This window comes from Paenimyroides baculatum (genome assembly GCF_008629655.1).
GTDB lineage: Bacteria > Bacteroidota > Bacteroidia > Flavobacteriales > Flavobacteriaceae > Flavobacterium > Flavobacterium baculatum.
In genome coordinates this window covers 95,484-109,832 of record NZ_VWSG01000009.1, presented here as the reverse complement: position 1 = coordinate 109,832, position 14,349 = coordinate 95,484, and the positions used below count along the sequence as shown (strand labels likewise).

The 14,349-nt window shown below is 34.6% G+C and carries 14 protein-coding genes; 7 read left to right on the top strand and 7 right to left on the bottom strand.

Going from position 1 to position 14,349, the window contains the following annotated elements; genetic code table 11:
- Positions 1-40: 40 nt before the first annotated feature.
- Complete coding sequence (locus F0460_RS12295) at positions 41-2,059, bottom strand: M3 family metallopeptidase (protein WP_150013636.1); 2,019 nt, start codon at positions 2,057-2,059, stop codon at positions 41-43.
- 74 nt (positions 2,060-2,133) lie between these two features.
- Positions 2,134-3,183, bottom strand: coding sequence for an alpha/beta hydrolase (locus F0460_RS12290; RefSeq protein WP_150013635.1), 1,050 nt, complete (start codon positions 3,181-3,183; stop codon positions 2,134-2,136).
- Positions 3,184-3,296: 113 nt separating this feature from the next.
- Between F0460_RS12290 and F0460_RS12285 the strand changes: the two genes are divergently transcribed.
- The gene (locus F0460_RS12285) at positions 3,297-4,079 is read left to right on the top strand and encodes a hypothetical protein (protein WP_150013633.1); all 783 of its coding nucleotides are present in this window, start codon (positions 3,297-3,299) and stop codon (positions 4,077-4,079) included.
- A gap of 93 nt (positions 4,080-4,172) precedes the next feature.
- Here the strand turns inward: F0460_RS12285 and purE are convergent, their stop codons facing one another.
- From purE to F0460_RS12270, 3 genes are all read right to left on the bottom strand, one after another.
- Positions 4,173-4,652: a 5-(carboxyamino)imidazole ribonucleotide mutase gene (purE, locus tag F0460_RS12280; protein ID WP_150013631.1), complete on the bottom strand. Its 480-nt coding sequence runs from the start codon at positions 4,650-4,652 to the stop codon at positions 4,173-4,175.
- A gap of 68 nt (positions 4,653-4,720) precedes the next feature.
- Complete coding sequence (locus F0460_RS12275; protein WP_150013629.1) at positions 4,721-5,875, bottom strand: 5-(carboxyamino)imidazole ribonucleotide synthase; 1,155 nt, start codon at positions 5,873-5,875, stop codon at positions 4,721-4,723.
- A 59-nt stretch (positions 5,876-5,934) separates the two neighbouring features.
- Positions 5,935-6,480: a hypothetical protein gene (locus F0460_RS12270; RefSeq protein ID WP_150013628.1), complete on the bottom strand. Its 546-nt coding sequence runs from the start codon at positions 6,478-6,480 to the stop codon at positions 5,935-5,937.
- A gap of 113 nt (positions 6,481-6,593) precedes the next feature.
- Between F0460_RS12270 and F0460_RS16315 the strand changes: the two genes are divergently transcribed.
- The 4 genes from F0460_RS16315 (at position 6,594) to obgE (ending at position 10,066) form a co-directional block, all read left to right on the top strand.
- Positions 6,594-7,124 carry a phosphoribosyltransferase gene (locus F0460_RS16315; RefSeq protein ID WP_223810813.1) on the top strand — a complete coding sequence of 177 codons (531 nt, stop codon included), beginning with the start codon at positions 6,594-6,596 and terminating at the stop codon, positions 7,122-7,124.
- A gap of 9 nt (positions 7,125-7,133) precedes the next feature.
- On the top strand, positions 7,134-7,706 hold the full coding sequence (locus tag F0460_RS16310; protein WP_223810812.1) for an adenylate kinase: 573 nt from the start codon (positions 7,134-7,136) through the stop codon (positions 7,704-7,706).
- Between the two features lie 82 nt (positions 7,707-7,788).
- Entirely contained in the window at positions 7,789-9,063 is a 1,275-nt protein-coding gene (locus F0460_RS12260; RefSeq protein ID WP_150013626.1) for a hemolysin family protein, read from the top strand.
- A gap of 4 nt (positions 9,064-9,067) precedes the next feature.
- The gene (gene obgE / locus F0460_RS12255; RefSeq protein ID WP_150013624.1) at positions 9,068-10,066 is read left to right on the top strand and encodes a GTPase ObgE; all 999 of its coding nucleotides are present in this window, start codon (positions 9,068-9,070) and stop codon (positions 10,064-10,066) included.
- A gap of 76 nt (positions 10,067-10,142) precedes the next feature.
- Here the strand turns inward: obgE and lysM are convergent, their stop codons facing one another.
- On the bottom strand, positions 10,143-10,601 hold the full coding sequence (gene lysM / locus F0460_RS12250; RefSeq protein WP_150013622.1) for a peptidoglycan-binding protein LysM: 459 nt from the start codon (positions 10,599-10,601) through the stop codon (positions 10,143-10,145).
- Positions 10,602-10,725: 124 nt separating this feature from the next.
- Positions 10,726-11,205: a hypothetical protein gene (locus F0460_RS12245; RefSeq protein WP_150013620.1), complete on the bottom strand. Its 480-nt coding sequence runs from the start codon at positions 11,203-11,205 to the stop codon at positions 10,726-10,728.
- Between the two features lie 311 nt (positions 11,206-11,516).
- Between F0460_RS12245 and F0460_RS12240 the strand changes: the two genes are divergently transcribed.
- Entirely contained in the window at positions 11,517-13,670 is a 2,154-nt protein-coding gene (locus tag F0460_RS12240; protein WP_150013618.1) for a S46 family peptidase, read from the top strand.
- Between the two features lie 241 nt (positions 13,671-13,911).
- Entirely contained in the window at positions 13,912-14,343 is a 432-nt protein-coding gene (locus F0460_RS12235; protein WP_150013616.1) for a hypothetical protein, read from the top strand.
- Positions 14,344-14,349: the final 6 nt, after the last annotated feature.

Genomic DNA, 14,349 nt, shown 5'->3' with positions numbered 1-14,349 from the left:
CAATATACAAAAAAACGGCAACCGATAAGGTTGCTGTTTTTTATATCAAACCGGCACGTTTTAGTAGTGCGTTTGGAGAAGGTTCTTGTCCGCGGAATTTTTTATAAAGCGTCATTGGATGATCAGTTCCCCCTTGCGATAAAACAAAATCTTTAAACTTGGTAGCGATTTCTTTGTTGAAGATTCCGTTTTGTTCAAAATAATCAAAAGCATCGGCATCTAATACTTCAGCCCATTTGTACGAATAATATCCTGCGGCATATCCGCCTGCAAAAATGTGCGAAAAAGCAGTGCTCATAACGTTTTCGGCAACATCGGGATATAATTTGGTAGTTTCAAATTCTTGGTTTTCGAATTCTTTTAAGCTGCCTATATTTTCTGGATTTTTAGAATGCCAAGCCATATCTAACAATCCAAAACTCAACTGGCGCAAAGTTGCCATTCCTTCTAAAAAGTTGGCACTTTCTTTAATTTTATTAATGTATTGTTGTGGAATGGTTTCACCGGTTTCGTAATGTTTTGCAAACAACGCCAATGTTTCTGGCTGATACACCCAGTTTTCCATAATCTGACTCGGTAATTCCACAAAATCCCAATAAACTGATGTTCCGGATAACGACGGATACGTTGTGTTTGCTAACATTCCGTGTAAGGCATGACCGAATTCGTGAAACAACGTAGTAACTTCGTTAAAAGTTAACAACGATGGTTTTGATTGAGTAGGAGGAGTAAAGTTGCAAACAATGGAAATGTGCGGACGCTCATTTACATCGTTTTTAATCCATTGCGATTTAAAAGAAGTCATCCACGCGCCGTTACGTTTGCCTTTTCGTGGGAAAAAGTCGGTATATAACAATGCTATTTTTTCTCCGTTATCGTTGGTTACATCAAACGTCTGCACATCGGCGTGGTATTTATCAACCGTAAAAACTTCGGTAAAATGCAAACCAAACAATTTCTCGGCAACGGTAAAAGATCCGTTCAAAACATTTTCCAGTTTAAAATAAGGTTTCAAAGCTTCATCGTCTAAATTAAAACGTTCTTGTTTCAATTTTTCGCTGTAATAACTTCCGTCCCATTTTTCTAATCGATCAATTCCATCCAATTTTTTAGCATAAGCCGTCAACTCTTCGAATTCTTTTTTGGCAGCTGGTTTTGCTTTTACCAATAAATCATTCAAAAAAGATAGTACTTTTTCAGGATTTTGCGCCATACGTTCTTCCAAAACAAACGCAGCATGATTTTTATAACCCAATAACTGTGCACGTTGGTTGCGTAATTTTACAATTTTAAGAACAATTTCTTCGTTGTTGTAATCGTTCTTTTGAAAGCCTTTTTTACCATTTGCAATAGCGATTTCTTTACGCAATTCTCGGTTTTTAGCATAGGTTACAAACGGCAGATAACTTGGGTAATCTAAAGTGAAAATCCAACCGCTTTTTTCTTGTTGTTCTGCAAGATTTTTAGCAGCTTCAATTACACCATCGGGCAATCCAGCTAAATCTTCTTCGTTGGTAATGTGCAGTTGATACGCATTGGTTTCTGCCAAAACATTCTCGTTGAATTGTAACGAAAGCACCGATAATTGCGCATCAATCTCACGTAATTCTGTTTTTTGATCATCGTTTAACAACGCACCGTTACGCACAAATCCTTTATAAGTTTTGTCTAACAACGTAATTTGTTCGGTAGTTAAAGTTGATTTGTCAAAGGTATCGAACACCTGTTTTACGCGTTTGAACAATTCAGGATTTAGCGAAATATCGTTTCCAAAAGCTGATAATTTTGGAGCTACAATTTGAGCGATTTTCTGTAATTCTTCGTTGGTTTCTGCCGAATTCAAATTAAAAAAGATGTTCGAAATTCGATCTAACTGCATACCCGAAAACGACATGGCTTCAATCGTATTTTCAAAAGTAGGAGCATCGGTATTGGTAATAATCTGTTGAATTTCTGCTTTTGCCTGCTTAATTGCTTCATTGAATGCCGGTTCGTAATCGGTGGTTTTTATCTGTGAAAACGGAGCCGTATCAAAAGCCGACAATAATATATTTTCCATAATTCGTTTTAAATTGAACCATAAAAGTACAGATTTTAAAATGTAACTGTTTTAGAAAAAAGTTAAAAACTAGCTTATTTAAGCAAACCATATAGTTGTAAAATATCTTTAAACTTTGGGTTTTTAAGATAATGATCAAAATCGTGTGACTTTTGACCTGTAAAACTGGTTTTTTCGAATATGGTAAAATGGTTGCATAACTCGTTGAAAGTATCTTCTTTATAACCTAAATCGGTTGGTTTTAAAGTTTTTGACAAAACGCCAATGTATTTTTTCAGTAAATTATCGGTATTGTTAATCGTTATATGAATTTTTTTTATTTGTGGCGAAAAAGTACAAAATTCAGGTTCTTCATTAATAGACGCTTTTAATTTAAAATCGGCACTGCCAACTGCAGGTGCTAGCATAATACATGTAATACTGTTGTTGTTTTCTTTAAGACTTTTTGAATTGTCTACATCTATATTATGGTTTTCTAATGTTTCAGTTTTAGTACTTTCAGAAAATTTAGGGCTACTAAGAGCGCTTAAAACTACAGACGCACCTCTGCTATGCGATATAATGTAAATGTCTTTGTTTGTAATAGTATTTAAAATTCTGCGTAAGCCAAATTCGCCTGCCATTTGACTAAAGTTGGTGGCGTTAAACCATATTTTTGCGCCCCCAAATATAGATTCCGACGATAAGCCATCCCAATAAAACTGAATAATTTCATCGGTTCCATTATTAATATTCATAATTTTTCGGGCTGATTCATAGTTTTGCGTGCTTCTTCTGGCGTTTGAGTTGAAGCCGTGTACAAAAATAATGACGCGCTTTTTGTTTTTAACACTCTCTGAAATAGTCTTTAAAAAAGAAGTCTCGGTTTGTGTAAGTTGATTTTCAATACCTTTTTTGGTAGCAATCTTCATTAAAGAGTATTCATTTCTTTTAGCATTTTGCGGTGGGTTTCCGTAAATAACTCGCCATTTGTTGGGATAGAAATTTCCATTCTGATCAACAAAACTGTAAATAATATTTGGCTGTTCTTTTACGTTAGGATTTTCGGATTTTGGTATATTGTGTGTAGCAGCACATGCCGTTAACAGAATGATGAAATTAATACATAAAAACCATTTTTTCATGAGAAATACATTTTATACAAGATAACGAATTATTGTTTTAGGTAAAAAAAATTGAACAATTAATAAAATGTATTTGTTTAATTTTTACATTAGGAATATGAACTAAAGTGTTTATGAAAAATTATATATTAGTTGTTTTTGTCGTTTGTTTTTGCTGCATAAGCTTTGCGCAAAATGGTACATTTGATCCGGAAAAGTATTATACAACTAAAGATTCGGTTTTACTGGCATCTTTTGAAGAAGATATCGTATATGTTTTAAAAGATAATTTTAATGACGTAGTTAGTAAACACCCTGAATTTTTTAAAGAATATCCAACTGATCCGTATGTTACTTATAGTTCAATACCAAGTTCTGTTGAGTTTGGAAGTGAAGTAGGACAGGATGATTATTATTTATATTATGCATACTTCTTAAGGAACACCAACGAAATGTATAAGATTGATGATGATTTTGGTCATCAACGTAATAAAATAATGATCATTTACACCCGATTAAACAGAATATTTAGTTTGCTTGATGGTGGCGGTCCGGGATACATGCATTCATACCGACGTACTTTTGGCGAAGCAGAGTATGCTGTTTATTTATATGCTTTAACGCGGGATCGAGATGATTTTTCAGTAAAATACGATATTTCAAAGCAAAAAGATTTGTTTAAGCAAACATTACAACAAATTGTTACTGATAGATTAGAAAATACATTTGATATTGATGAAACCGAAAAACCAGAGTTGAAAAAGAAACTATTTACTTTAATTAATGAAATTGATGCTCAAATAACAGATGCTTTTTATCTTACACAAGCACAAAAATTTTATTATGATAGTTATCAACTTGGTAAAAAAATGAATGAATCAATGGTTTTTGAAAGAAATCCTGCAAGGTCTTTCTGACCTTGTATGTGTTGAGTTGTCTAAAAAACATAGCTACAAGGTTTTAAAAACCTTGCAGCAGCAAAAAGAGCAACCGATCAGTTGCTCTTTTTGTTATTTTAAACCTTCGGCTGCTTTTAAAACAGCTTCTTTTAAACCTAATTTGTAGTCGATCATTTTTTGTAGCAACTCTGTATTTTGACTTGCTAAAATTTGAACTGCCAATAAACCTGCATTTTTTGCTCCGTTTAAAGCTACGGTTGCCACTGGAACACCACCCGGCATTTGCAGAATTGATAAAACAGAATCCCAACCGTCAATAGAATTGCTCGATTTTACTGGAACACCAATCACCGGCAGCGGACTCATACTTGCAACCATTCCCGGTAAATGCGCGGCACCACCTGCACCTGCAATAATTACATTGATGCCGTTTTTGTGTGCGTTGTTAGAAAAATCGACTAATTTTTCTGGAGTTCTGTGTGCTGATACAATATCAACATGTGTTTCTACGCCAAATTCTTTTAATATATCTATGGCATCTTGCATTACCGGCATATCCGAAATGCTGCCCATTACTACTGCTACTTTCATTTTATATAGTTTTTTAGCTTTCGGTTTTTAGTCGTTAGCTTTTAATTATCTCATTTTCAGTTTTAAAACTATTTACTAATCACTCTAATGGTTTCTTTGACTTGTTGGGCAACTTTACGTGCTTCGGTCATGTTTTCGTTTACAATGGTAACATGTCCCATTTTTCTGAACGGACGTGTTTCGCGTTTTCCGTAAATATGTGGAGTGACACCATCAATCGCCATGATTTTTTCTATGTTTTCATAAACAACCTCACCCGAAAAACCTTCTTCACCAACTAAATTCACCATAATTCCGGCAACTTTACTGTCGGTGTTTCCTAAAGGTAAATCTAAAATGGCGCGAATGTGTTGCTCAAATTGTGAAGTATAACTCGCTTCGATTGAATAATGACCAGAATTGTGCGGACGCGGAGCTACTTCGTTTACTAAAATTTCATCATCTTCGGTTTGAAACATTTCAACAGCCAACAAACCAACATGGTTAAAACTTTCGGAAACTTTCAAAGCAATTTCGCGAGCGTTATTAGCAACAGTTTCGCTAATACGTGCCGGACAAATTACATATTCTACCTGATTGGCTTCCGGATGAAATTCCATTTCTACCACAGGATAGGTTTTAATTTCGCCCGATGCCGAACGAGCTACAATTACCGCTAATTCGTTTTTAAACGGAATCATGGTTTCGGCAATACATTCTGTTTCTGGTAAATTTTCCAAATCAATTACCTGGCGAACCACTTTAACTCCGTTTCCGTCGTAACCACCTTCGGTTGCTTTCCACACAAATGGAAGTTCCACCAAACCGTTTTCAACATCCATTTTTAATGCTGGTAAGGTTTTGTAACGTTTGTAAGGTGCAGTAGGAATATTATTTAAAGTATAAAAATCTTTTTGATTTCCTTTGTTTGATATTAATCGCAACGTTTTTGGCGACGGATACACTTTTTTACCTTCGTTTTCCAAGGTTTCCAAAGCTTCCAGGTTTACGTTTTCAATTTCAATGGTTAAAACATCAACCTGATTTCCCAAATTAATCACGGTGTCGTAATCGTTCAACGAACCTTGAAAAAATTTGGTAGCACCAAACTGACAAGGTGCTTCGGCACTTGGATCCACTACATACGTTTGAATATCGAACTTTCGGGTTTCGGTCAGCATCATTTTACCTAATTGTCCGCCACCTAAAATTCCCAATTTAAAATCTGATGAAAAATAGTTCATTATGTTGTTGTTTTAAGTGGCAAAGATACTGTTTCAAACCACATTATAAAAATGTAAAATTATGATTTTTGCTTATGCAAAAGTTTTAATATTTTTCTTCCTCGACTTAAAAACGATGGTTCCTGCAATAGCAAATTTTGCTCGATTAGCGCGATTAACTGCTCTTTAATCCACTCTTCTTGATCGACCAAAAAATACAGAATATTAATAGCGTTAACTCTTGTTGCCACTGCCGATGGTAGAATAATCCAATCGAACATTGTATGAATAATCTGCTGTTTTTGTTCTTTATTGTAAAGGTTTTTATTGTTTTTTAACTGATGAAATATCGTTCGGGAAACACAGCGTTTGGTAGATTCATGAGTTTCTTTCAACGCTTTTTCCAGATACAGATCCAAAAAATCGTTCAAATAATCAATATGGCGTTCCACCAACATATCCAACGCATGATACAGCACAATTTTCTGTTTATCATCAACAAAATAAATTACTTCAATAAAAGCATCAGCCAAAATGCCCTGATCTAAAATATGATTCATAGCCAAAGTTCGGCTTGGTGTACTTAAGTTGTGGTGATGCGTTGAGAAATAGGTAATTACATCCATATAAAATTATTAAAAAGGAAATTTAAGTTAAAAATAAAAATATATTTGGCAAAACTGCGAATAAACTTTAATTAAAGTACACGTATTCGTATATTTGCACGGTTAAAAATAATATGGAAATTCAAATCTTAGATAAAACCTTTGTACCCTACCTTTCGGCATTAGAAATTGATGCAGAAGTACAGCGTGTGGCAAAAGATTTATTGAATGATTACAAAAACGAAGTTCCTGTTTTTTTAGTAGTTTTAAACGGCGCGTTCATTTTTGCTGCCGATTTAATGAAACATTACACCAGTGCGGCAGAAATTTCATTTATAAAAATGGCATCGTACAACGGTACAGAAACTACGGGCAACGTAACAGAACTTTTAGGATTGGATATTGATCTAACCAACAAGCATGTTGTTATTGTAGAAGATATTGTTGATACCGGCAACACCATTGCAGCGCTGTACAATTTAGTGAATAGATTTAAGGTAAAAAGCATAAACACAACAACCTTGTTTTTTAAACCAGAAGCTTACAAACAAAACATTGATATTAAATACACAGGTTTTAGTATCGAAAATAAGTTTATTGTTGGTTACGGATTAGATTACAACAAACAAGGCAGAAATTTAAGCGAAGTTTATCAAATAAAATAACATACAAAAATGATTGCAATAGTTTTATTCGGAAAGCCGGGTGCAGGCAAAGGCACGCAGGCAGAGTTTTTAAAAGAAAAATACAATTTAACGCACATTTCTACGGGCGATGTTTTCCGTTTTAATATTAAGAACGAAACAGAGTTGGGCAAGAAAGCGCAAGAATTTATTAATAAAGGCGAACTGGTTCCCGATGCAATTACGATTGATATGTTAAAGAACGAAGTAACCAACAACATGGATAAAGCTGGTTTTTTGTTTGATGGATTTCCAAGAACAATTGCACAAGCCGAAGCGTTGGATACTTTTTTACAATCGATTAATTTAGAAGTAACAGCAACCGTTGGTTTAGAAGCTGATGACGATGTTTTGGTTGCTCGTATTTTAGAGCGCGGTAAAACTTCGGGCAGAGCAGATGATCAAGACGAAACAAAAATCCGTACACGTTACGAAGAATACAATGAAAAAACGGCTCCGTTAATTGAGTATTACACCAACAAAAATAAATACCATGCAGTAAACGGTATCGGATCCATACAGGAAATTACCGAAAGATTAAGCGCGGTGATTGATCGCTTTTAATCTTAAAAAAAATAATTTTAAATAATCTTATCCTTTTTCGTAATTTAGGATAAGATTATTTGCATTTAATAGAACAACAATAGTGGAAATTTTAATCATCTTTATTTTAATCATTTTAAACGGCATCTTTTCAATGTCAGAAATGGCATTGGTTTCATCTCGAAAAAACCGTTTAGAAATGGCAGCAAAAAAAGGCAGCAGCAGTGCAAAAGCCGCCTTAAAGCTGGTTGAAGAGCCCAACAACTTCCTGTCAACCGTACAAATCGGTATTACCTTAATCGGTATTTTAACAGGTATTTATTCGGGCGATAAAATAACCACTGATTTACAGACTACAATTGCACAAATTCCATCGCTACAGCCTTATGCATCATCTTTAAGCGTTGGTGTGGTGTTGGTTTTGCTTACTTTTTTCACATTGATTTTAGGTGAGCTGGTTCCAAAACGTTTAGGTTTGAATTATCCCGAAGCCATTGCCAAAATGGTAGCTATTCCAATGACATTTGTTTCAAAAATTGCCGCACCGTTTGTGTGGTTGCTTACAAAATCGTCTGATTTACTATTGAATATCTTCAACATTAAACCAACTGCCGACGGAAAAGTTACCGAAGAAGAAATTAGATCGATCATTAAAGAAAGTACCGAAATTGGCGAGGTTCAGGAAATTGAACAAGACATTGTAGAACGCGTTTTCAATATTGGCGATTTAAAGGTAAACGCTTTAATGACGCACCGAAAATCGGTTATGTATTTAGATTGCGAAGACAATTTGCAGGAATTAAAAGCAAAAGTAATTGAAGATTTACATTCGTTCTACCCAGTTTGTGAGGGTAGTTTAGACGAAGTTATTGGTGTAGTTTCTTTAAAAGATCTGTTTATTTTGTTTGAAAAAGACAATATCGATTTAAAATCGATCATAAAAGAACCTACATTTTTCATTGAACATACATCGGCTTACAAAGCGTTAGAACTTTTTAAATCGTCTAAAAATCATTATGCGCTGGTTTCAGATGAATACGGAGTAATTCAAGGAGTAATTACCTTAAACGATATTTTAGAATCGTTGGTGGGCGATGCATCTGAATTTTACGAAGAAGAATTTAAGTTAGAAGAAGTTGCCGAAGGCGAATGGATTGTAGATGGATTTTATCCGTTGCACGATTTACTGTCGTATTTTGAGTTAGATGAATTAATGCCCGATTACGATGTAACAACTATAAGCGGTTTGGTTATGAAAGAATTATCGTACATACCAAAAACTGGCGAAAAATTAATTTGGAATAAAATGGAGTTTGAAGTATTGGCTTCAAACGGAGTAAAAATTGATAAAATAGGCATTAGCTTATTAAAAGATTAAAACAATGACAGAAGGAAATTTTGTAGATTACGTAAAAATATATGTAGCATCTGGTAAAGGTGGTAAAGGATCATCGCATTTACACCGTGAAAAGTTTATTGAAAAAGGTGGTCCCGATGGTGGAGACGGTGGTCGTGGCGGTCACGTAATTATTCGTGGTAACGAAAGTTTATGGACACTGCATCATTTGCGTTTTCAGCGACATATAAAAGCAGGTCACGGTGGCGACGGAGGTAGTTCGCGCAGTACAGGTAGCGATGGTGAAGACCGTTATATTGATGTGCCGCTTGGAACAGTTGTTAAAGACAAAGAAACTGGTGAATTGCTTTTTGAAGTTACCGAAAACGGCGAGGAAGTAATTCTTGCAAGAGGCGGTAAAGGTGGTTTGGGTAACTGGAACTTTAGATCTTCAACAAACCAAACACCGCGTTACGCACAACCTGGAATGCCACCGCAAGAGGTTGATATTATTTTAGAATTAAAAGTTTTGGCAGATGTTGGTTTGGTTGGATTTCCAAATGCAGGAAAATCTACGTTGCTATCTGTTTTAACATCGGCAAAACCAAAAATTGGCGATTATCCGTTTACAACTTTAAAGCCGAATTTGGGAATTGTAGAATACCGCGATTTTAAATCATTCGTAATTGCAGATATTCCTGGAATTATCGAAGGTGCTGCCGAAGGTAAAGGATTAGGACATTATTTTTTACGACACATTGAACGAAATTCAACGTTGTTGTTTTTGATTCCTGCCGATACCGACGATATTAAAAAAGAATTCGATATTTTGCTGGATGAATTAAGAAGATACAATCCGGAAATGTTGGATAAAGACCGTTTAATTGCCATTTCTAAATGCGATATGTTAGACGATGAATTAAAAGCAGAACTAAAAATACAGCTTGATAAAGAATTTGACGGACTTCCGTATATCTTTATATCATCAGTTGCACAGCAAGGCTTAACCGAGCTAAAAGATAAATTGTGGCAGATGTTGAATTAATACATGTTTTTTAAACATGTATCATTTTGGTTCTTAATAAAAAAATCCTCTTTAAATTTAAAGAGGATCTTTCAGTTTATAAATTAGGTATTCTTAAAACCTGACCCGGATAAATTTTATCAGGATGGGTTAACATGGGTTTATTTGCTTCGAAAATAGTGTTGTATTTGTTGGCATCGCCGTAAAACTCTTTAGAAATTTTCGATAATGTATCGCCACTAACAACAGTATAAAATTTTGCTTGTGGTGCAGGTGTGGCAACAGTCATTAAGTTATCAACCTGATCTACGCCTTCAACATTACCAATAGCTAAAATAATTTTTTCGGCATCTTCTTGTGCAGCTACTTCGCCTTCAACCTTAACATCATCATCAGTAACCGATAATTTTAGTTTGTTGTAAGTTAAACCCAATTGTTTAACATAATCTAACAAAGCTTGTGCCTGCAATGTTTTTTTCTCTTCAACAGGAGCTTCCTGTTCTTTTTTGCCAAAAATTTTAGCGCCCTTTTCTTTAATAAATGAAAATAATCCCATAACGTAATTAATTTTTAAATTTTAATAAATGTAATAAAAAATATATAATGTGATCAAATTTTAGCAACTGAATTTAATATCGTACTAAATAAAATGTCCCTAAAAATTTTAGAGACATTTTTTATTAATAACTATATTGTGCTGTATGGCTGTTTGGGTTGGTTACCGTAATATTTTGTTCGTCTTTTACAACCGTTCCATTAATTTCTGCTTTGTAAGAATAGGTGATACTTTTATCTGTAAAAGGGATAAACTGCATACTTAAACTTGCAGCAGGTAATGGTGAAATACTTTCAATAACATACGTTTTAGTAGATCCTGAAAAGCTTTGTTTATCTAAAGAAATACCTGTTTCGTTTGCACGTTCTGCTCCATTCACTTTCCAAATAGTATTGGTGTTGAAAGAAGAACTTACTGCAACAAACGAAATATAATCGTCCATAGTTACATTATCAATAGTAATGGTAAATTTCATGTTTTTTCCTTCCATTCCCGGAATCCCTGGATTAGCTCCATCATCGCTACTGCTACAATTTACAAAAAGAACACTTGTTACAACGGCTAAAGTACACAAGCCGATAAAATTTTTGAATATTTTCTTCATGGTTTAAAATTTTTAATAAAACCATTTACTAAAACTGAACCATTTCTTATAATGTTACAATGTGTATGGTTTTTTAAATTGATATTTAATAGTATCCGTTACAAAATCAGCTGATTATTGTTTGATGATTTTGAAAAATGTCAATTTAAAAGAATATAAAAGCAGATTGTTTTACCGATAGATTGTAGCTTTTTGTGGAGAAATTCCGCATAAAGTTTATTCTTTATTAAAAAAGTAAGTACATAAAACTAATAACTTCCAACTAAAAACAATTTATTATCTTCGCTGTAAAGAAAAAATCAACAATAAGAATGAAAAAATTAAGCTTAATCCTTTCTTTGTTCATGCTTGCAATGCCTTTAGGTATGTTTGCAAACGAAGGAATGTGGTTTTTAATGTTTATTGAACGTTTAAACCACCGCGATATGCAAAAAATGGGGTTGCAATTAACTCCTGACGAAATTTACAGCATAAACAACCACTCGTTAAAAGATGCTATTGTACAGTTTGACGGCGGTTGTACTGCAGAAATTATTTCGGATCAAGGTTTGGTTTTAACGAATCACCACTGTGGATACGATAAAATTGCAGAACTTTCTACTCCGCAAGACGATATTTTAACAACAGGTTTCTGGGCTAAAACAAAAGCTGATGAGCGTAAACCTAAAGATATTTCGGTACGTTTCTTTGTTCGTATGGACGATGTTACCAAACGTATTTTAGGAGTTGTTACTAAAGGAATGACCGAAGCTGAACGTGAAAAAGCGATCAATCAGGAAATAGCAAAAATTGATAAAGAAAATAACGAAGGCGGTAAATACACTGTTTCTGTTCGATCTTTCTTCCAAGGGAACGAATATTACTATTTTATTTACCAAGATTATACCGATGTTCGTTTGGTAGGAACTCCGCCAGCATCAATCGGAAAATACGGTGGCGATACAGACAACTGGGAATGGCCACGTCACACAGGCGATTTTTCATTGTTCCGTGTGTATGGTGATGCTAACGGAAATCCTGCAGAATACGCTGCAAACAACGTTCCGTTAAAACCAAAACACTTTTTACCTGTAAACATTCAAGGTTTAAAAGAAGGCGATTTCTCTATGATTTTAGGATATCCTGGTAGAACAAACCGTTGGATGCCGGCAGAAGGAATTCAGCAAAACGTTGAATTTGCTTATCCTGCTTGGGTTGAAGGATCTCGTTTAGGTTTAGACGTGATGAAAAAATACATGGATAAAAGCGACGAAGTTCGTTTGGCATACGCAAGTAAATACGCAGGTGTTGCAAACTACTGGAAAAACCGTCAAGGAATGATTGATGCGTTAACAGAGCAAAAAACAGCTGATGAAAAACGTAAAAACGAAGCCAAATTTAACAAATGGGCTAACAAGAAAAACAATAAAGAAGAGTACGGAACGGTTGTTGCCGATATCAACACATATTACGCTGCAACCAACGAAAAGGCACGTCACGATAATTATTTAATGACCATTTTACGTACATCAAACTTGGCAGCATTGCCTTACAGTTTTGGTCGTGCGTTGATACAGTATGCTGGTGAAAACGAAGCAAAGCGTGCAGAAATGCGCCCAATGTTAGAAGAAGCAATTAACGATTCGTACAAAGAATTTCACGGTCCGTTAGAAGCAGAAATGTTGGCGCGACAGTTAAATCTGTATGCAACAAAATCTACTGGATATGAAGTAGCGCCTTATGTGAAATCTTTAGGAGAGAAAAATAATTTCGACTATTCTAAAATTGTTGATAAAGCATTTGCAGGAAGTATCTTTTCATCAAAAGATTTATTGTTGAAGTACTTGAAAAATCCTGAAAAATCAATGATCGAAAACGACGAATTATACAAAATATCGTCAGATTTATTGACAAAATACCGCGAGCAACCAGCAACATTGGCTCCATTACAAGAAAAATACAATGTAGCATTCCGCAAATTGGTTGACGGATTACGTAAAGCAAATCCAAAAACAAAATACTATCCAGATGCAAACTCAACTTTGCGTTTAACGTATGGAAAAGTGATCGATTTACCTCGTGGAAACAAAGTGAACGATGCCAAAGAAAACTGGTACACGACTCTAAAAGGAACCATTGCAAAACATAAAGCAGGCGACGAAGAGTTTGAAAATCCACAACGTTTAATTGACTTGTACAACGCAAAAGATTACGGACAGTATGCCGATAAAGACGGATCGTTACACGTAAACTTTTTAACAGATCACGATATTACAGGTGGTAACTCTGGTTCACCGGTTTTAAACGGAAAAGGGGAGTTGATTGGTTTAGCTTTCGACGGTAACATTGAAGCTATGGCTGGTGATGTTATTTTTGATCCTAAATTACAACGTACCATTAATGTTGATATTCGTTACGTATTGTTCATTATTGATAAATACGCGGGTGCAACCAACTTAATCAATGAATTGAAGATTATTAAGTAATACCGATAATTTCAAAATAATAAGAAATCCAAGAGCAATTTGTTCTTGGATTTTTTTATTGATATTGATTTTTTTATGATATAAGTTTTGTCAAGCTGAACTTGTTTCAGCTTCTCATCATCAACATCATTCAAATTCAACTTACGTAAGTTCAGATATTCATCATTGGAAAAAATAATTAACGTTATAGCATTTAACATTAAAATTGATTACTTTTAATTGAAATTAAATGCTATTAATTATGAAAAAGATCCATTTTAAAAAAATCATACTACTTCTTTTAATTGTTGTTGGTCAGCATGTTTTGGCACAAAACAAAAAAGTAAAATCAGTTTCGCACGATGCTTTATCCAAAGCGGGTACTTATACCGAATATGTTTCAAGAAGCGGTGCCACAGTTAAAGTAGGCGACAGTCTGCAAATTAACAACCCGAGTAATTTTGAACGTTACATGTACATCACCCAGAACGATGCCTACCTGCGTGCCGACAATATGAACAAAAAATTAAAGCTGAAAGCTATAAATGTATCGGGCGACGATAAAAAGGGTTACAGTGTGTTCTTTACTTGTAAAGGTTTGGGGGCAACGCCTGTTTTTGTTCGATACGAAGATGCGGTGCAAACAAACGAAATTAAATTGTTAACCGAAGATAACGCTACTTTGCAGGAATAGTTTTTT

Coding starts and splice junctions, on each gene's coding strand:
- F0460_RS12245 (WP_150013620.1), bottom strand. CDS start 11,205: ATGAAGAAAATATTCAAAAATTTTATCGGCTTGTGTACTTTAGCCGTT.
- F0460_RS12270 (WP_150013628.1), bottom strand. CDS start 6,480: ATGGATGTAATTACCTATTTCTCAACGCATCACCACAACTTAAGTACA.
- F0460_RS12235 (WP_150013616.1), top strand. CDS start 13,912: ATGAAAAAGATCCATTTTAAAAAAATCATACTACTTCTTTTAATTGTT.
- F0460_RS12285 (WP_150013633.1), top strand. CDS start 3,297: ATGAAAAATTATATATTAGTTGTTTTTGTCGTTTGTTTTTGCTGCATA.
- F0460_RS16310 (WP_223810812.1), top strand. CDS start 7,134: ATGATTGCAATAGTTTTATTCGGAAAGCCGGGTGCAGGCAAAGGCACG.
- purE (WP_150013631.1), bottom strand. CDS start 4,652: ATGAAAGTAGCAGTAGTAATGGGCAGCATTTCGGATATGCCGGTAATG.
- obgE (WP_150013624.1), top strand. CDS start 9,068: ATGACAGAAGGAAATTTTGTAGATTACGTAAAAATATATGTAGCATCT.
- F0460_RS16315 (WP_223810813.1), top strand. CDS start 6,594: ATGGAAATTCAAATCTTAGATAAAACCTTTGTACCCTACCTTTCGGCA.
- F0460_RS12275 (WP_150013629.1), bottom strand. CDS start 5,875: ATGAACTATTTTTCATCAGATTTTAAATTGGGAATTTTAGGTGGCGGA.
- F0460_RS12240 (WP_150013618.1), top strand. CDS start 11,517: ATGAAAAAATTAAGCTTAATCCTTTCTTTGTTCATGCTTGCAATGCCT.
- F0460_RS12290 (WP_150013635.1), bottom strand. CDS start 3,183: ATGAAAAAATGGTTTTTATGTATTAATTTCATCATTCTGTTAACGGCA.
- F0460_RS12295 (WP_150013636.1), bottom strand. CDS start 2,059: ATGGAAAATATATTATTGTCGGCTTTTGATACGGCTCCGTTTTCACAG.
- lysM (WP_150013622.1), bottom strand. CDS start 10,601: ATGGGATTATTTTCATTTATTAAAGAAAAGGGCGCTAAAATTTTTGGC.